Consider the following 18,642-nt stretch of genomic DNA (forward strand, 5'->3'; position numbering starts at 1 on the left):
GCACATGACGGCTCTCACCCGCCAGGTCCACCACCCACGCCTCTTTTCTTTCTCATGGACTTGCCCAGACTCACCCCCGGCAAACGCCACACCGTGCCCCACCCGGGCGGTTCGGCCGATGCCCTGATGCTCGCGCAACTGGGGACGCGCGAGAAAGCGGCCGGCCGGCTGACGGCCATCGTCACCGCCGACGCCAACGATGCGCAACGCCTCATCGAAGAAATGGCCTTCTTCGCGCCCGGCCTGCGCTGCGCGATGTTTCCGGACTGGGAAACCCTGCCTTACGACACGTTCTCGCCGCACCAGGACCTGATCAGCGAACGCCTGGCCACGCTATGGCGGATCTCGCAACGCGACAAGGAGACCGGTGCGGACGTGGTGCTCATTCCAGCCACCACCGCGCTGTACCGGCTGGCGCCGCCGTCCTTCCTGGCCGGCTACACCTTCCACTTCAAGGTGAAACAGAAGCTGGACGAGGCCAGGCTCAAGGGCCAGCTGACCCTGGCGGGCTACCAGCATGTGACGCAAGTCGTGAGCCCGGGCGAATACGCGGTGCGCGGCGGGCTGATCGACCTGTTCCCCATGGGCAGCCTGGTGCCGTACCGCGTGGACCTGTTCGATGACGAGATCGACAGCATCCGCACCTTCGACCCTGACAGCCAGCGCAGCCTGTACCCTGTGAGCGAGGTTCGTCTGCTGCCGGGTCGCGAATTTCCGATGGACGATGCAGCGCGGGCGAAATTCCGCAGCCGCTGGCGCGAACTGCTCGAAGGAGACCCGACCAAGAGCCGCATCTACAAGGACATCGGCAACGGCGTGGCAACCGCAGGCATCGAGTACTACCTGCCGCTGTTCTTCGACGACACAGCCACGGTCTTCGACTACCTGGGCGATGACGCCACGGTGGTGCTGCACGGCGAACTCGAGCCCGCCTTCCAGCGCTTCTGGCAAGACACGAAAGACCGCCACCGCCTGCTGAGGGGCGACACCGACCGGCCCGTGCTCCCGCCGGAGGCCCTCTTCCTGGCGACGGAACAGTTCTACACGCGCGCCAACCAGCATGCGCAGTTCGTGGTGCGCCCGCCGCAGCAGGACATCGAGCACGGCGCGCATGTGCAGAGGCTGGGCGATCTGTCCGTGGTGCGTGGTGCGGAAGACCCGCTCGCCCGCCTGCAAGCCCACATCCGCAACACGGCGCACCGTGTGCTGTTGCTGGCCGAGAGCGATGGACGGCGCGAAAGCCTGCTCGACTTCCTGCGCGCCAGCGGTGTCAACCCGCCTGCCTTCGATTCCCTGGCCGAATTCCAGGCCAGCGACGAGAAGACCGGCATTGCCACCGCCGCCCTGGCCACGGGCTTTTCCTGGCTGGACGACGGCATCGACTTCGTCACCGAGACCGAGCTCTTCGCCACCAGCCCGACCACGCGCCGGCGCAGGAAGCAGGAACAGGTCAGCGACGTCGATGCACTGATCAAGGACCTGTCCGAGCTCAACGTGGGCGACCCGGTGGTGCACAACGCGCACGGCATCGGCCGCTACCGGGGCCTGGTGAACATGGACATGGGGGAGCGCAACCCCGACGGCTCGCCCGCCCTGCAGGAATTCCTGCACCTGGAATACGCCGACAAGGCCGTGCTGTATGTGCCCGTGAGCCAGCTCCAGCTGATCGGCCGCTATACCGGCGTGAGTGCGGACGAGGCACCGTTGCACAAGCTGGGCAGCGGCCAATGGGAGAAGGCCAAGCGCAAGGCGGCCGAACAGGTGCGCGACGCGGCAGCCGAACTGCTGAACATCTACGCACGGCGCGCCGCGCGCCAGGGCCACGCGTTCCGCTACTCGGCACAGGATTACGAGGTGTTCGCCAACGACTTCGGCTTCGATGAAACGGCCGACCAGCGCGCCGCCATCCACGCTGTCATCCAGGACATGATCAGCCCGCGACCGATGGACCGGCTGGTCTGCGGCGACGTCGGTTTCGGCAAGACCGAGGTCGCCCTGCGTGCCGCATTCGTGGCCGTCACCGGCGGACGGCAGGTGGCCTTTCTGGCGCCCACCACGCTGCTGGCCGAACAGCATTTCCAGACCCTCTCCGACCGCTTCTCCAAGTGGCCGGTGAAGGTGGCCGAGATGAGCCGCTTCCGCTCGGCCAAGGAAATCACCGCGGCCGCCAAGGGTCTGGCGGACGGCTCGGTCGACATTGTGGTCGGCACGCACAAGCTGCTCAGCGAAAGCGTGAAGTTCAAGGACCTCGGCCTGCTGATCATTGACGAGGAACACCGCTTCGGCGTGCGGCACAAGGAGGCCATGAAGGCGCTGCGCGCCGAGGTCGACGTGCTCACGCTGACGGCCACTCCCATTCCTCGCACGCTGGGCATGGCGCTCGAAGGCCTGCGCGATCTGTCGGTGATCGCCACCGCCCCGCAGCGCCGTCTTGCCATCAAGACCTTCGTCCGCAACGAAGGCAACGGCGTGATCCGCGAAGCCGTGCTGCGGGAGCTCAAGCGCGGCGGCCAGGTCTATTTCCTGCACAACGAGGTGGAGACGATCGAGAACCGCCGCCAGAAGCTGGAAGAGATCCTGCCCGAGGCGCGCATCGCGATTGCGCACGGCCAGATGCCCGAGCGGGAGCTCGAACGCGTGATGCGCGATTTCGTCGCACAACGCTTCAACGTGCTGCTCTGCTCCACCATCATCGAGACCGGCATTGACGTGCCCACGGCCAACACCATCGTGATGAGCCGGGCCGACAAGTTCGGCCTGGCGCAGCTGCACCAGCTGCGCGGGCGCGTGGGCCGCAGCCACCACCAGGCCTATGCGTACCTCATGGTCCCGGAGATCGAAGGCCTGACCAAGCAGGCGGCCCAGCGGCTCGACGCGATCCAGCAGATGGAGGAGCTCGGCAGCGGCTTCTACCTCGCCATGCACGACCTGGAGATCCGCGGCGCCGGCGAAGTGCTGGGCGAAAACCAGAGCGGCAACATGCTGGAGGTCGGCTTCCAGCTCTACAACGAGATGCTGAGCGAGGCGGTGAGCTCGCTCAAGGCCGGGCGCGAACCCGACCTGCTCGCGCCGCTCTCGGTGACCACCGACATCAACCTGCACGCACCCGCGCTGCTGCCCAACGACTACTGCGGCGACGTGCACCTGCGCCTGTCGTTCTACAAGAAGCTCGCCACGGCGAAGAACACGGACCAGGTGGACGCCTTGCTGGAAGAGATCGTGGACCGCTTCGGCAAGCTGCCGCCCCAGGCGCAGACGCTGATCGACGTGCACCGCCTGCGTTGCATCAGCGCGCCCTACGGTGTGGTGAAGGTCGATGCCGCACCCGGGGTGACGAACATCACCTTCCGCGCCAACCCACCGTTCGACCCGATGCGCATCATCGAACTGATCCAGAAGAACCGGCACATCAAACTCGCGGGCAACGACAAGCTGCGCATCGAACGTGCCCTGCCCGAAGTGAAAGACCGCGTGCAACTGGTGCGCGACGTGCTGCGCTCCCTCGGGCAGCCCCTGAAGAAAACCGAAACCGCCTGATCTCCATCCCATGACCACCGCCACCGAATTTGCCCCCGGCCTCACCGTTCAAGGCTTCACGCCACCACTCAAACTCAGCGACTTCAAGCTCATCGCCTTCGACATGGATTCCACGCTCATCAGCATCGAGTGCGTGGACGAGATCGCCGACGCCGTGGGCAAGAAGACCGAGGTCGCGGCGATCACCGAAGCCGCGATGCGCGGCGAGATCACCGACTACAAGGAAAGCCTCCGCCAGCGCGTGGCCCTGCTGCGCGGCGTGACCATCGCCGACATGGAACAGGTCTACACCGATCGCCTGCGCGTCAACCCCGGCGCGGCTGAACTCATTCAGGCCTGCAAGGCCGCCGGCCTGAAAGTGCTGCTGGTCTCCGGCGGCTTCACGTTCTTCAGCGAGCGCGTGCGCCAGACCCTGGGCATCGACTTCACGCGCGCCAACGTGCTGGAAGTGGAAAGCGGCCCGAACTGCGGTCAACTCACCGGCCGCATGGTGGACCAGCCCTGGGGCGACATCTGTGACGGCGCCGAAAAGCGCCGCACCCTGTTGGAGGTGGCGTCGCTGATGGGCATCGAACCTTCGCAGTGCATCGCCATGGGCGATGGCGCGAACGACCTGCCCATGATGGGCGTGGCGGGTCTCTCGGTGGCGTACCACGCCAAACCGGCGGTGCGCGCGCAGGCCATGGTGGCCATCAACGAAGGCGGGCTCGACCGCCTGCTGGAAGTGCTGCGCTGAGCCTCAACCCCCAGCGCGTTTGACGGTGTGGCCCTGCGCCTTCAGCGCCGTCATCACCTTTTCGACGTGATCGCCCTGGATCTCGATCACACTGTCCTTCACCGTGCCGCCCGATCCACACGCGGACTTGAGCTGCTTACCCAGCGCCACGAGGGCCGCCGCGTCCAGCGCCACGCCCTTGACCAGGGTGACGGCCTTGCCGCCCCGGCCCTTGGTTTCGCGCGACACGCGCACGATGCCATCGCCAGCGGGCGCCGCGCTGGTCTTGCGGCACACACACTGCGCCACCGGCTGCCGACAGGCTGGGCACATGCGCCCCGCTTCGGTGGAGTAGACCAGCCCACCGCTGGAAAGTTTGTTCTTCATGAGGCGGGATCGTACCCGGCCACATCCCTGCTTCGGCCGCGCCGCTACACTGACCCGCTCCATGCCCTTCACATCCCTCGGCCTCGCACCCGCCCTCGTCCAGGCCGCTGCCGCGCTCGGTTTCCAGACGCCCACGCCGATCCAGAGCCAGGCCATTCCCGCCGTGCTCGCCGGGCGGGATCTGCTGGCCACGGCCCAGACTGGCTCTGGCAAGACAGCTGCCTACGCTTTGCCCCTGCTGCACCGCCTTGCGCACGCCGACGCGCGTGCGCCCCGGCGCGTGCAGGCCCTGGTGGTGGTCCCTACACGAGAACTCGCCGCGCAGGCCGGTGAGGTGGTGCGTGCACTTGCCCAGCCCCTGCCACGCCCACCCAAGGTGGTCGTGGCCTTCGGTGGCGTGTCGATCAACCCGCAGATGATGGCCCTGCGCGGCGGTGCGGACGTCGTGGTCGCCACACCAGGACGCCTGCTCGATCTGGTGGCGCACAACGCACTGCGCCTGTCGTCCGTGAACCTTCTGGTGCTCGACGAAGCCGACCGTCTGCTGGACCTGGGCTTCGCCGACGAACTCCAGCGCGTGCTCGAGCTGTTGCCCGCCCAGCGCCAGAACCTGTTTTTCTCCGCCACGTTCCCCGCCCCTGTGCAGACACTGGCCAACGGGCTGTTGCACGAACCCGAGTGCATCGACGTGCCCCACGAGCGGAACGACGGGGCCGTGATCGAACAGCGCGCGTTCCTCGTCGACAGCACGCGCCGCACCCAGCTGCTGCGCCAGTTGATCCAGAGCCAGGGCTGGAAACGCGTGCTGGTGTTCGTGTCCACGCAGTACGCGGCCGAGCGCGTGGCGGCCAAGCTGCATCATGGCGACCTGTACGCCACCTCGTTCCACGGCGGGCTCAGCCAGGGCGCGCGCCAGCAAGCCCTGGCCGAATTCAAGGAAAAGCGCTGGGACGTGGTCGTCACCACCGACCTCGCTGCACGCGGCATCGACATCGAAGGGTTGCCCGTTGTCGTCAATTACGACCTGCCACGCTCGACCGTGGACTATGTGCACCGCATCGGTCGCACAGGCCGCGCGGGAGCCAGCGGCCTGGCGGTGAGTTTCGTGACCCCGGCCGCTGAAGCCCACTGGCGGCTCATCGAGAAGCGCCAGGGCCTGAGCCTGCCGCTGGAGGTGCAGCCCGGCCTTGAACCCACTGAAGAGCCACCACCAGCCGCGCCAGGGGGCGGAGGCATCAAGGGCAAGCGCCCGAGCAAGAAGGACAAGCTGCGCGCGGCGGCTGCAAAAACAGTGACACCCCCCGCCCAATCGTGACGGGCCTGCCTGGCGGCGGGTTGTTCATGCCCGCGCGACTCTGGCTGTGCGCTTGACGGCGGCACCGCCACCGCGCTGACGCAGCATCTGCAGGAAGGTCTGCGCCGCCGGCGACAAGGACTGCCCCTTGCGCTGGTACACGAAGTACTCGCGCTGGATCGCGGGCGCGCGCAAGGGCACGAAACGCACGCCGAAGTTGTCGGCGAACGAGCGGGCGTATTCGGGCGCGAGCAGCACACCCATGCCGTGTCCCGCCAACGCCATGGCGGTGGTGAGGAAGCCGACATCGCTCGCGGTGTTGAGCGCGAAATCATGACCGTGCGTGTGCAGCGCGCGCTCCACGTGGCGGCCGAACTCGTGCGAGTAGCTGATCCAGCGTTCGTCTCGCAAGTCTTTCCACGGCACGCTGGCACGCTCATAGGCCGGGTGCCCCTTGGGGCACACCAGCCGGATCGGCACGTTCATGAGGAAGCTGCGCGTCACGTCGTCGCCGGTCGCGCGCTCCGGGCCGATCCCGAGTTCCACCGCGCCGTGGCGCACCGTATCCACCACGTCGTCGGCTACCGCGTCTTTCAGACGCAGGCTGATGCCCGGGTGCTGCTGGCCGAAATCGGTGAGTACAGAGGCCACCCAGGTGCAGGCCATCATCTGGGAGGTGGACACGCGCAGGAAACCCCGGCGCAAAGCACGGATCTCGGAAGCGCCCTCCACCACCTGGCGCACGTCTTCCAGGATGCGCTGCGCCAGCGGCAACAGGTTGCGGCCCGCTTCGGTCAGCGTGATGGCCGTCCGGCTGCGGTCGAACAGTTGCAGGTGCAGCTCCTGTTCCAGTTGCTGCACCAACATGCTGACGGCGGACTGCGTCAGGTTGAGCTGGCGCGCTGCGCCGGTGAAGCTGCCGCTCTGCGTCACCGCGGCAAAGGCCCGCATCTGCCTCAGGCTGATGTTCATGAATGCACCAATCTCGTTCCAAAGTGGTGGTGCATCCTGCTCTCATGCACCATCATAAAATTACCTGATCAATGTATCAAAAGAATTGGCTTGTCTGATACCCAGAGGGGTTCATAGAATGCCGCGAAACCCTCTCCACCTGAACCGAAAATTTCTTCCGATTCCATGCATATTGCCGTTGTAGGCACAGGCATCGTCGGCGCATGCACAGCGGCCTGGCTGCAGCGCGACGGCCACCAGATCACCTTCGTCGACCCGCTCGAACCTGGCGAAGCCTGTTCGTTCGGCAATGCGGGCTCGCTGTCGCCCAGCGCCTGTCTGCCCGTGGGCATGCCCAACATGTGGAAGAAGGTGCCGAGCTGGCTGCTCGATCCGCTGGGCCCGCTGACCATCCGCACCACCTACCTGCCGCGCGTGCTGCCCTGGCTGGTGCGCATGCTGCAGCACTCCACACCGCATGAGGTCACGCGCATCGCCACCGCGCTGCAGACCTTGCTGCGACCCATCTTCGACTGCTACGGGCCGCTGCTGGACCGGGCTGACGCAAACGCCCTCGTGCGGCGCACCGGCTGCCTGTACGTGTACTCCTCGCGCGAAGCCGCAAACCAGTGGAAGTGGGGCATGGCCCTGCGCAAGTCGCTCGGTGTGAACCTGGTCAACGTGGAGCGTGACGAGCTCGAAGAGCTCGAGCCCGACCTGAAGGGCCGCTTCCGCTTCGGCATCCTCGCGCCCGACAACGGATCCACGCTGGACCCGTCCCAGCTGGTCAAGGCACTGGTCGCGCAAAGCGTGCGCGACGGCGCCCGCCACGACCATCGCTCGGTCACGGGCTTCGAGCGTGAGGGTCGCCGCGTGACCGGTCTGCGCATGGACCGTGGCGAACCGCTGGCGGTCGATGGCGTGGTGGTCGCGGCTGGCGCATGGTCCGGCAAGCTCGCGCGCCAGCTCGGCGACCCCGTTCCGCTGGAGACCCAGCGCGGCTACCACGTCACTGTGCGCAGCTCGAACCTCAAGCTGCGGCACACGGTGATGGCCTCCGAAAACAACATCATGGTCAACCCCATGGCGATGGGCCTGCGGCTGGCCGGCACCGTGGAGTTCGCCGGCCTCGAACGCGCACCGAACTACGAGCGCGCTCAGGCGCTGCTGCGCCAGGGCCAGTTGCTGTTCCCGCACCTGGACACGTCCGAGGTGACGCAGTGGATGGGCCACCGCCCCTGCATGCCCGACAGCCTCCCCGTGATCGACCGCAGCCGCGATGCGGACAACGCGTGGCTCGCTTTCGGCCACGGACACATGGGCATGTGCATGGGCGCCACCACGGGCCGCGAAGTGGCCCACCTGGTGGCTGGCCGCACCACGCAAGTGGACCTGTCGCCCTTCAGTGCGCGGCGCTTTGGCTGAAGGCAGCGCATGACCGGACCTCGCTGGGCCATCGGCATCGACATGGGTGGCACGTTCATCGACGTGGTGGCCTGTTCCTCGGACGGCGCGTTGCGCAGCCTCAAGCACCCGCGTGAGGCGGGGCACCTGGTGCAGCCGATCCTGCAAGCGGTGCAGCGCATGCTGGATGAGACCGGCATCGCCGCGTCGCAGGTCGCGCGCATCGTGCACGGCTCCACCGTGGTCACCAACCTCCTGCTGGAGCAGACCGATGGCCCGATCGCCGTGCTCACCAACAATGGGATGCGCGACATCCTCGCGCTGGCACGGCAGGACCGCCGTGACCTCTACTCTGCCGCCGTGGTCCCACCCACGCCAGAACGCCGGCTGTTTCCCGCCGACCTGCGCTTCGAGATCGCGGGACGCGTGGACGCCCACGGCAACGAGATCGAGGCGCCAGACCGCGATCAGGTCACGGCGCTCGCGCGCGGTATCGCCAAAGCCGGGGTGCGATCCGTGGCGGTCTGCCTGCTGTTTTCTCACTTGCGCCCGGTGCATGAGCAGCAGGTACGTGCCTGGCTGCTCGCCGCCGAGCCAGGCCTGATGGTGTCGCTGTCCTCCGAGGTCGACCCCAAGCCGCGCGAGTTCGAACGCTTTCTCGCCACCGCCTTCGACGCCTACAGCAAACCCATGGTGCAGCAGTACCTGCACACGCTGGGCACCGCGCTCGCCGAACGTCACCTGCCCCCGCCCGCGCTGATGCGCTCCGAAGGTGGCATCGCGCCCTGGCAGGACGCGGTGGCGCGTCCGATCGGTCTGGCCATGTCGGGCCCCTGCGCGGCGCTGCAGGGCGTGGCCGCCAGCCTGCCTGCGAGCGACGCCGCGCAGGTCGTGATGTCCATCGATGTCGGTGGCACCAGCACCGACATCGGCATCCTCGAATCGGGTCGTCCGCTTTTCACCGACACGCTGCTCTGTGGCGACCTCACGCTGCGACTGCGTTGTGCGGACGTGGAGTCGCTCTCCATCGGCGGTGGCAGCCTGGCCACCGTGAACGCGGGCGGCGGCCTGCGCCTGGGACCACTCTCGCAAGGCGCCTGGCCCGGGCCCGCCGCCTACGGACTTGGCGGCACCCACGCGACCCTGACTGACGCACTGCTGCTGCTGGGTCGTCTGCCGCCCCGGCTCTCGGGTGGCGTCATGCTGGACCGTGGCCTCGCCGAAGCGGCCGTGTTGCGCGATGTGGCACAACCCCTGGGCATCACCGTGGCCGATGCCGCCCAGGCCATCGTGGCCACGGCCGCCACCGCCATGGCCGAGAGCGTGAAGATGCGCGCCTTCCAGCGCGACATCCACCCCGCCGACTGCCTGCTGGTCGCTGCAGGCGGCGGCGGCGCACAGCACGTGGCCGAGGTGGCCGAACTCGCTGGCGTCGCACGGGTTCGTGTGATCGCCAACGCGGGCGTGGTGGCGGCCCTGGGTCTGCTGGCGTCCATGCCCACGCGCACGGTGGAGAAGGCCTGCGCGCTCCCGCTCGCGGCGGACGGCATGACCGTGCTCACGGCGATGCGCAACGAGTTCCCCACCGCCCCCGAGGGCGAGTCGGTCCGCTGGAGTGTGGAAGTCCTGCTCCAGGGACAAGGCAGCCCGGTGGAGGTCGACTGGCTGCCGGATGATGATCTGCCCACGCTGCAGGCACGGTTTGCCGCGCGTTACGAAGCCCTGCGCGGCCAGATGCCGGCGCGGAGCGACGCCGTGGTGAACCTGCTGCGCGGCGTGCTCGAACAAGCCGTGCCACAACCCGGTATCGACGCCCATCACCTGCGGCCCGACCCCGCCCTGTGGGCTGGCTGCGCGCCCGAAGGACAAGGGCCACAGACCCTGTTCGCAGCCACCACCACGGTGTGGGTGCCGGCCGGCTGGCAATGGGTGCAGGAGGCCGACGGTTCGCTGCTGCTGAGCCACATCGGCGCGCAGGAGGTGCGGGCGTGAACGAACACCTGATCCTCATGGAACCCGTGCGGCTGGCGCTTCAGGGCATCGTGGACCGCATGCAGAGCCGCATGATGCGTGCGGCCTACTCATCCATCGCGCGCGAAGGTGGCGATTGCGCTGCCGCCGTGTTCCTGCCCGATGGCCGCCTGCTGGCGCAGGCGCGTTCACTGCCGCTGCTGCTGGGTTCGCTGATCCCTGCCATCGCGGGCGTGTTGCAGCGTTTCCCCGCGCAACAGATGGCCGATGGCGACGCCTACCTGATGAACGACCCGTGGTCGGGTGGCACGCACCTGCCCGACCTGATCGTGGTGCGTCCCATCGTGAGCGAAGGCCGCACCATCGCACTGGCCGCCGCGATCCTGCACCACCAGGACGTGGGCGGCATGGCGCCCGGTTCGATCCCGCCGAACGCCACCGACATCCACCAGGAAGGGCTGCGCATTCCACCGGTGCGCTGGCGCGCCGCTGGCGAGGTCGACCGCAATGTCGAAACCCTCCTCACCGCCAACAGCCGCACACCCGGCAACCTGCTGGGCGATCTGAATGCGCAATGGTCCGCCGTGAGCCTGGGTGCGAGTGAAACGGCGGCACTGCGCGCACGCACCGGTGCGAGCTTCGAAGCGGTTTGCGATGCGCTGCTGGCCCAGTCCGAACGCATGACGCGAGAGGCATTGCGCCAGGTACCCGATGGCTCCTGGCAATGGGAAGACCAGCTCGACGGCGATGGCATCACCGATGCACCCGTGCGCATTGCGGTGCAACTGCACAAGCGGGGCGATGCACTCTCGATCGACTTCACCGGCTCCTCGGCGCAGACGCGTGGGCCGGTGAACGCATCGCCTTCCAGCATGATGTCGGCCCTGCTTTTCTTCATGCGCTCGCTCGCGCCCCAGGCACCGAACAACGCGGGTTGCCTCGCCCCCGCGACCTGGGTACTGCCCGAGGGCAGCGTGGTCAACCCGCGATTGCCGGCCGCCGTGAATGCACGCACCGCCACATTGAAGCTGGCGTGCAACGCGATGCTCAGCGCGTGGTCGCTCGGCGCGTCGCGAGAACCCTTGGCGTCCAATGCTGGCGTCGCCACGGTGCTGTCGCTGGGCGGCACACACGCGAATGGCACACGCTGGCTGCTCACCGAGATCATCGCCAGTGGTGCGGGGGCGAGCGCACAGGCCGATGGCACGAGCGGCATTTCCACCGACGTGGGCAACGCACGCAACACGCCGGTGGAGGTGATCGAATCCGAAGCCCCCGTGCGCGTGAACACCTACGCCATTCGCGAAGGCTCGGGTGGCACGGGCCGCTTCCAGGGCGGCCATGGTGTGCGACGGGTATACGAATTGCTTGAAGGACAGGGCAGCATCTCCTACCGGGGTGAACGCCATGTCAGCCGCGCACGCGGCAGCCAGGGCGGTGGCAACGGCGCATCGTCGGCCGCCCGCATCGAAAGGGCCGATGGCCGCATCGACGTGTTGCCCGCACGGGCTCGCGCCGAGTGGTCGGCCGGGGACAGGCTCGTCATAGAAACGGCCGGAGGAGGCGCATGGGGTACAGCCGCGAATGCGCGCGCTGCACCGGAGAATCAACCCACTTGAAAGCACGCACACCATGAACCGCATTCCTCTCACCTCGCGCGCGCTCGGCGCTTTCGGCCTTGCGGCGTTTCTCGCTCTCGTGGCGCTCACGCCATCGATCGCATCCGCGCAGGCCTACCCCAGCAAGGTGGTCCGCATCGTCGTGCCGTTCCCCCCCGGCGGCAGCACCGATCTGCTCGCGCGCAAGCTGGGCGAGAAACTCGCCGTCACCTGGAAGCAGACCGTCATCGTTGACAACCGCGCGGGTGCGGGCGGCACGGTAGGCGCGGACCATGTGTCCAAGGCCGAACCTGACGGCCACACGCTGCTGATGGGTGTGACCGGCAGCAACGGCATCGCCGGCGCGCTGTACCCCAACCTGCCTTACGACATGGTCAAGGGCTTCACCCCCGTCACCGCGGTGGTCAGCGCGCCGCTGATGATCGTGAAGAACCCGGCCCTGCCCGCCAAGAACCTGCAGGAGCTCGTGGCCGCCGCCCGTGCGAAGCCCGCCTCCATCACTTACGGCTCGGCCGGCAGTGGCACGTCGATGCACCTCACCGGCGAGATGTTCAAGATCGCGACCAAGGCGTCGTTCCTGCACATCCCCTACCGTGGCAGCGCGGGCGCCCTCACCGACCTCATGGGCGGACAGATCGACCTCATGTTCGGCGACATCCTGGTGGTGATGCCGCAGGTGCAGAGCGGTAAACTCATTCCGCTGGCCGTGACCTCGAAGGAACGCCACCCGCTCTTCCCCAACGTGCCCACTGTTGCCGAGAGCGGCTACCCCGGCTTCGAGGCGCTGTCGTGGCAGGGTCTGTTCGCGCCCCCCGGCACGCCCGCGGCCATCGTTGAAAAGATCAACAAGGATGTGAACACCGCGCTCGCGAGCCCCGACATCCAGGAGTACTTCGTCTCGCGCGGCTTCAAGCTCGGCGGCAGCAGCGCGGCCGAGTACAAGGCCTTCATCGAATCGGAAACGAAGAAGTGGGCGGCCATCGTGAAAGCCTCCGGCGCAAAGCCAGACTGACCCCCCCTGCGCCGCTGCGCGGCTCCCCCCCCTTCTGTGGCGCGCCTTCGGCGCTTCGAGGGGGACGGCATCTCGGGCCGGCAGAGCAGGACCCTTGATGCCTCTGGTCAGCGGCGTCGTTTCACTCGTTGCGGGCCGCACGCCGGCCCGGTGAAGAATTGACATGAATCACAACCCCAACATTCGCCACGTGGGCCCGCCGGTGGAGCGGGCCGGCAAGGTGCAACCCATCTCGCCGGCCGTGATCGCTGACGACCGGCTGGTCTTCGTGGCGGGGCAGGTGCCCATGCGCAATGGCCTGCCGGCCGGTGACGACATCGCGAGCCAGACCCACTACACCATCGATCTGATCGAGGGCATCCTGCAGCGCGCCGGCTGCACCCTGGACGACGTGGTCAAGACCACGGTCTGGCTGGTCAACGCTGGGGACTACCCCGGTTTCAACGACGCCTATGCGCAGCGCTTTCCGGCGGCCACGGCGCCAGCCCGCTCCACCGTGATCTCCGGACTGATTGCACCCGTTCTGGTGGAAATCGAAGCGATAGCCCTGCGCCGGCCGGGTTGAGCTGCTATGAAAAGTGGTGGGTGGCATGCACCAGAATGGCGCGCCTGCTATCATGAAATCCCACTTTTCAGCGCGTCCCGGCCACTTTCGGCCAGCGCTATCCCGGACCATGACAGCTGCCAGATCCCCGGCGCGCTCCAAGCCCCGCGCCGACAGTTCCACGCCTGCGCGACCCGCTCGCGCGGTGAGGGAAAGCCGACAGCGCATCCTGTCCGCCATCCGCGAGGCAGCGATCGAAGAGTTCAGCCTGCACGGCCTCAAGGGCACCTCCACCCAGGCCATCGCGGAGCGAGCAGGCCTCACCAAACCGCAACTGCACTACTACATCACCGGCAAGGAAGAGCTGTACAACGAACTGCTCGACTCGGTGATGATGGCCTGGAAGATCGAGTTCGCGCCGCCCGGCCTCACCGAGCCGGCGGACATCCTGGCGCACTACATCCGCCAGAAGCTCGATCACGCCTTCGACCAACCCACCGTCTCGCGCATCTTCACGCGCGAGATCCTGGACGGCGGCCACAACCTGGGACGCTACTGGCCCAATGCGCGCGTCTGGATCCAGAAAGAGGTGAGCATCATCAACGGGTGGATTGCCCGCGGCCTGATGCGCCCCATGAACGCCCACCTGCTGCTGATGCACATCTGGGCGATGACGCAACACCATGCCGACTTCGCCCTGCAGGTGCGCGAGATCTGTGGCACCGAGCGCGACCCCGATCCGCTGGACCGCGAGGCCGTCGCGCGCGACCTCATCCCGTTCGTGCTGCGCGGCTGCGGGCTCCTGCCGCCCTGAACGCCGAGCCCCTGCGCACCGGGCCTGCCGGCACTGTGGTGCCACCGACACGGACATCGTTTTTTGACGCCCGATCTGCGGGTTATTCCTCTCGATGCGGGCCTCTTTTTTCTTATACTGACCAAATAGTCAAATTAAATGGTCAGAAATTGAGCCCGATCAATACGGCGACCGACTTGTCGGTGCAGCCCAACGCCTCCAACAGCCCCGTCGCGCGGGGCGACCTGACCATTCGCGTGACCCGGGTCGTGCGACACACGGACGAAATCAACAGCTATGTGCTGCAGCGCATCGATGGCCTGCCGCTGCCCGCCTGCGAGGCGGGTGCGCATGTCGACGTCCACCTGCCCGGTGGACTGGTGCGCAGCTACTCGCTGTGCGGTGACCCGACACTGACGACCGAGGCGTATGAGATCGCGGTGAAGCGTGAAGACAGCGGCCGTGGCGGTTCACGCGCGATGCACATGTGGGTACGCGAAGGCGAGATCCTGCGCATCGGCATGCCGCGCAACCATTTCCGCCTGGCCCATGACGCGCCCCACCATCTGCTGCTGGGCGGAGGCATCGGCGTGACACCGCTGGTCTCAATGGCGCATGCGCTGCACGCACTCGGCGCCCCGTTCACGCTTGCGGTGTTCGCGCGCAGCGCACGGCACCTGGCCCTGAGCCGCGTGCTCGACCAGGCACCGTGGCGCGGCAACGTGCAGGTGCACTTCGACGACGTGCCCTCGCCGACGAGCCCCGCCACCCTGGTGGCCAATGCCCCGGCCGGCTCGCACGCCTACTTCTGCGGCCCCGAGGGCTTCATGACCCACGTGCGCAACGCCTGCCAGGCCTGGCCTGCCGAGCGCGTGCACTTCGAGTATTTCAGCGCACCGGTGAAAGCAGACGCAGCCTCCGCCAGGAGCGAGGCAGACGTCTTCGAGGTCGTGCTCGCGCGCCGGCAGCAACGGCTACAGGTTCCCGCTGGCAAAAGCATCGCCCAGGTTCTACAGGGTGCTGGCGTCGCGGTGGACACGGTGTGCGAGCAAGGCATCTGCGGCTCCTGCCTCACGCCCTACCTCAGCGGCACGCCGGACCACCAGGACACCTGCATGACAGAGGCCGAGCGCGCCACGCACGTCGCGGTCTGCTGCGCGCGCAGCCATTCGCCCACGCTGACGCTGGACCTCTGAGCACCACCATGCCACAGTTGCCCGCCGCCCCCGACTTCATCGCGAACGCGCGACTGCCCCGCTGGCTGCTGCCACCGGACTGGCCTCCAGGCCACGAAGGTCCGGCGCTGGCCCTCATCGAACTTGCCCACGGAAAGGTGCGACGCACCGTGCCGATAGAGGCCCGGACCCTGGCCACCGGCACGGGCTGGGACGCCCGGGGTGCGCTGGTGCTGCCCGGCCTGGTCGACGCACACACCCACCTGGACAAAGCCTTCATCCTGCCGCGCATCGGCGCGGTGAAGCCCGGCCTGCTCGGGGCCATCGACGCGGTCATCGGCGACCGCGCGAACTGGACGCACGCCGACCTGCGCAAGCGCGCCGAGCGTGGTCTGCAGCTGGCCTGGGAAGCCGGCACCACGCACCTGCGCACCCACATCGACTGGTGGGACCCGCAAAACCCACCCCTGGCCTGGAACGTGATGGCCGAGCTGGCCGCCGAATGGCGTGGCCGCATCCGCGTGGAACAGGTCGCGCTGATCAAGCTCGCGCTGTTCGCCCGGCTCGACGACGCAAGGGCACTCGCTCGCCGCGTGGCCTCCACTGGCGCACGCACGCTGCTGGGCGGGTTCGTGCACTCCAGCAACTGGGACCCCGCGGCCCTGCGGCACCTCGTGCTCGCCGCGCAGGAGCTCGACCTGGACCTGGACCTGCACGTCGACGAAGAGCTCAACCCCGATGCGCAAGGCCTGGCCTTCACGGCCGAGCTGCTGCAGAGCACGGGCTTCCAGGGCCGCGTCGTCTGCGGCCACAACTGCGCCCTCGCCGCCCAGCCGCAGGCGCAGGCCATGGCCACGCTCGACGCGGTCGCCCGCGCGCCGATCACGCTGGTGTCACTGCCCATCACCAACCTGCTGCTGCAGGACGCGGTCACCGGCCGCACGCCGCGCCAGCGCGGCCTCACGCTGGTGAAGGAGGCCCGCGAACGCGGCATACCCCTGCTGTTCGCGAGCGATAACGTGCAAGACCCGTTCTGCCGCGCCGGCAGCCTGGACCCGCTGGAAGCCATGCAGGCCGCGGCGCTGGCCGGCCAGCTCGATGCTCCTTTCGACGCCTGGTCCGACACGCTGTGCCGCGCCGGATGGCTGCAGCGCGAGCCCCAGGCCATGACCTCGCTCGACGGTGCGCCGGCCGACCTCGTGGCCTTCACGTCCACCGATGCGCACGCCTGGCCCTCGCGCAGCGCCAACCGCGTGGTGCTGCGCAACGGCCGCCCCATTTCCCATTGATCGACCCCACAAGGACCGCCCATGCTGCATGGCTACTTCCCGCCCCACCGCTTCCTGCCTTACCTGGCCTGGACGGAGATCACCGCGCTGCCCGACCGTGAGAACACCGTCATCGTGCTCCCGGTGGGTGCCACGGAGCAGCACGGCCCGCACCTGCCGTGCTCGGTGGACACAGTGATCGCCGCCGGCGTGATCGGCAAGGCCTTCGAGCGGTTGCCCGCCGAGATCCGTGCCTTCGGTCTGCCGCCCATCACCTACGGCAAGTCCGAGGAACACCTGCACTTCGCCGGCACCATGACGCTGACCGGCACCACCCTGCTTTCGACCATGATCGAGCTGGGCGAGTCGGTCTACCGCTCAGGCTTTCGCAAGCTGGTGTTCGCCAACGGCCATGGGGGCCAGCCGCAGGTGCTGGAGATGGCCGCGCGCGAGCTGCGTCTGCGCCATGGCGACTTCGTCGTGGTGCCCTATGGCGTCTCCCGCGTGCCCAATGTGTCGGGCAAGTTCATCAGTGACCAGGAGCGCAAGCTCTCGATGCACGCCGGCCATTCGGAAACCGCGCTGATGCTCGCGCTGGCGCCCGACACCGTGCACATGGAGCGCGCCGCCGCGTACTTCCCGCCTCCGTTCCCGAGCAAGACGCTCTCGGCCGACGGCCGCCCCGCGTGCGCCTGGGTGGCACGCGACTTCGGCCCCAGCGGCGTGATCGGCGACCCCACCGAAGCCACGCGCGAACAGGGCGAAGCCATTCTCGACAGCCTGGCCGACAGCTGGGTCCAGGCCATCACCGAGCTCTACACCATGCGCTGGGTCGTCCGCGAGGAACCGACCTGGGAACGTGGCCACCACACCGGCCACATCCAGCAGACGCTGGACTGATCACCGATCCCGTTTTCCCCCACTGCCCTCCCCCGACCCACCCCACCCTTCGACAGAAAGGCCTGCCATGTCCTCCTCCCGCCATCCACTGCGCCGCGCCCTCGGCGCCACCGCCCTCGGCGTGCTCACCCTGACCGCCGCCCAGGCACAGGAAAAGTTCACCTTCATGACCAACTGGTACGCGCAGGCCGAGCACGGTGGCTACTACCAGGCCGTGGCGCAAGGCATCTACCAGAAGGCCGGCCTGGACGTGACGATCAAGATGGGTGGCCCGCAGGTCAACATCATCCAGATCATGGCCGCCGGGCAGGCCGACTGCATCATGGGCGCAACCGACACGCAGATGATGGTGGCGCGCGGCAACGGCCTGCCCATCGTGAACGTGGCCGCCATCTTCCAGAAGGATCCTCAGGTTCTGATCGCCCATGAAGACGTGAAGTCCTTCGAGGACATGAAGGGCAAGACCATCCTGATCGCGCCCACCGCGATACGCGGCATGTGGTCCTGGCTCAAGGGCAAGTACGGCTACACCGACGCACAGGCCCGGCCCTATACCTACAACATCCAGCCCTTCGTCGCCGACAAGAACATCGTGCAGATGGGCTTCCTCTCGTCCGAACCGTTCGCCATCCAGAAGGCCGGTGTGAAGGCCAACACCTTCCTGCTCGCCGACCAGGGCTACCCGCCCTACGCTAACCTCATCTCCTGCATGGAGAAGACGGTGAAGGAGCGCGAGAAGACCGTGGCCGCGTTCGTGAAAGCCACTGCCGAGGGCTACAAGAGTTATCTGGCCGATCCGGCACCCGCCAACGCGCTGATCAAGAAGGACAACCCGAACATGACCGACGACCAGCTGGCGTACGGCATCGGCAAGCTCAAGGAGATGGGGATCATCACCAGCGGCGATGCAGCGAAGCAGGGCATCGGCACCATGACGCGCGAGCGCCTGCTGAAGACCCAGGCCTTCCTGGTCGACGCCCAGATGATCGATCCGGCCAAGGTCAACATCGACCAGGCCTACCGCCTCGACATCATCAAGGACGTCAAGGTCCTGCCCTGACCGGCCACCGTG

The 18,642-nt window shown here is 67.6% G+C and carries 15 protein-coding genes; 13 read left to right on the top strand and 2 right to left on the bottom strand.

Going from position 1 to position 18,642, the window contains the following annotated elements:
- Positions 1 to 54 precede the first annotated feature (54 nt).
- Positions 55 to 3,537 carry a transcription-repair coupling factor gene (mfd, locus tag J2X09_RS01260; protein WP_204731536.1) on the top strand — a complete coding sequence of 1,161 codons (3,483 nt, stop codon included), beginning with the start codon at positions 55 to 57 and terminating at the stop codon, positions 3,535 to 3,537.
- 10 nt (positions 3,538 to 3,547) lie between these two features.
- Positions 3,548 to 4,273, top strand: coding sequence for a phosphoserine phosphatase SerB (serB, locus tag J2X09_RS01265; protein ID WP_204731537.1), 726 nt, complete (start codon positions 3,548 to 3,550; stop codon positions 4,271 to 4,273).
- Positions 4,274 to 4,276: 3 nt separating this feature from the next.
- Here serB and J2X09_RS01270 read toward each other — a convergent pair whose 3' ends face one another.
- A complete protein-coding gene (locus tag J2X09_RS01270; RefSeq protein WP_204731538.1) occupies positions 4,277 to 4,639 on the bottom strand; it encodes a translation initiation factor Sui1 in 363 nt (120 codons plus the stop codon).
- A gap of 61 nt (positions 4,640 to 4,700) precedes the next feature.
- Here J2X09_RS01270 and J2X09_RS01275 point away from each other — a divergent pair, with 61 nt between their 5' ends.
- Positions 4,701 to 5,954 carry a DEAD/DEAH box helicase gene (locus J2X09_RS01275; RefSeq protein WP_204731539.1) on the top strand — a complete coding sequence of 418 codons (1,254 nt, stop codon included), beginning with the start codon at positions 4,701 to 4,703 and terminating at the stop codon, positions 5,952 to 5,954.
- Positions 5,955 to 5,978: 24 nt separating this feature from the next.
- On the opposite strand, the gene J2X09_RS01280 is transcribed toward J2X09_RS01275, so the two are convergent.
- Positions 5,979 to 6,905: a LysR family transcriptional regulator gene (locus J2X09_RS01280; protein WP_204731540.1), complete on the bottom strand. Its 927-nt coding sequence runs from the start codon at positions 6,903 to 6,905 to the stop codon at positions 5,979 to 5,981.
- Between the two features lie 165 nt (positions 6,906 to 7,070).
- Between J2X09_RS01280 and J2X09_RS01285 the strand changes: the two genes are divergently transcribed.
- The 10 genes from J2X09_RS01285 (at position 7,071) to J2X09_RS01330 (ending at position 18,630) form a co-directional block, all read left to right on the top strand.
- The gene (locus tag J2X09_RS01285; RefSeq protein ID WP_204731541.1) at positions 7,071 to 8,309 is read left to right on the top strand and encodes an NAD(P)/FAD-dependent oxidoreductase; all 1,239 of its coding nucleotides are present in this window, start codon (positions 7,071 to 7,073) and stop codon (positions 8,307 to 8,309) included.
- Positions 8,310 to 8,318: 9 nt separating this feature from the next.
- Positions 8,319 to 10,280 (top strand): hydantoinase/oxoprolinase family protein, encoded by a 1,962-nt coding sequence (locus J2X09_RS01290; RefSeq protein ID WP_204731542.1) that lies wholly within the window; start codon positions 8,319 to 8,321, stop codon positions 10,278 to 10,280.
- Positions 10,277 to 11,878, top strand: a complete 1,602-nt coding sequence (locus J2X09_RS01295; protein ID WP_204731543.1) for a hydantoinase B/oxoprolinase family protein — start codon at positions 10,277 to 10,279, stop codon at positions 11,876 to 11,878. Before J2X09_RS01290 ends, J2X09_RS01295 begins: the two co-directional genes overlap by 4 nt.
- A gap of 13 nt (positions 11,879 to 11,891) precedes the next feature.
- A complete protein-coding gene (locus J2X09_RS01300) occupies positions 11,892 to 12,890 on the top strand; it encodes a Bug family tripartite tricarboxylate transporter substrate binding protein (protein ID WP_204731544.1) in 999 nt (332 codons plus the stop codon).
- Between the two features lie 163 nt (positions 12,891 to 13,053).
- Positions 13,054 to 13,455, top strand: a complete 402-nt coding sequence (locus tag J2X09_RS01305) for a RidA family protein (RefSeq protein ID WP_204731545.1) — start codon at positions 13,054 to 13,056, stop codon at positions 13,453 to 13,455.
- A 109-nt stretch (positions 13,456 to 13,564) separates the two neighbouring features.
- Positions 13,565 to 14,248, top strand: a complete 684-nt coding sequence (locus J2X09_RS01310; protein WP_204731546.1) for a TetR family transcriptional regulator C-terminal domain-containing protein — start codon at positions 13,565 to 13,567, stop codon at positions 14,246 to 14,248.
- A gap of 149 nt (positions 14,249 to 14,397) precedes the next feature.
- Positions 14,398 to 15,423, top strand: coding sequence for a PDR/VanB family oxidoreductase (locus J2X09_RS01315; RefSeq protein WP_204731547.1), 1,026 nt, complete (start codon positions 14,398 to 14,400; stop codon positions 15,421 to 15,423).
- An 8-nt stretch (positions 15,424 to 15,431) separates the two neighbouring features.
- The gene (locus J2X09_RS01320) at positions 15,432 to 16,691 is read left to right on the top strand and encodes an amidohydrolase family protein (RefSeq protein ID WP_204731548.1); all 1,260 of its coding nucleotides are present in this window, start codon (positions 15,432 to 15,434) and stop codon (positions 16,689 to 16,691) included.
- A 21-nt stretch (positions 16,692 to 16,712) separates the two neighbouring features.
- Complete coding sequence (locus tag J2X09_RS01325) at positions 16,713 to 17,570, top strand: creatininase family protein (RefSeq protein ID WP_204731549.1); 858 nt, start codon at positions 16,713 to 16,715, stop codon at positions 17,568 to 17,570.
- 67 nt (positions 17,571 to 17,637) lie between these two features.
- A complete protein-coding gene (locus J2X09_RS01330; RefSeq protein ID WP_204731550.1) occupies positions 17,638 to 18,630 on the top strand; it encodes an ABC transporter substrate-binding protein in 993 nt (330 codons plus the stop codon).
- The last annotated feature ends 12 nt before the right edge of the window (positions 18,631 to 18,642 follow it).

The sequence above is a fragment of the Hydrogenophaga laconesensis genome (genome assembly GCF_031457235.1).
Classification (GTDB): domain Bacteria; phylum Pseudomonadota; class Gammaproteobacteria; order Burkholderiales; family Burkholderiaceae_C; genus Hydrogenophaga; species Hydrogenophaga laconesensis.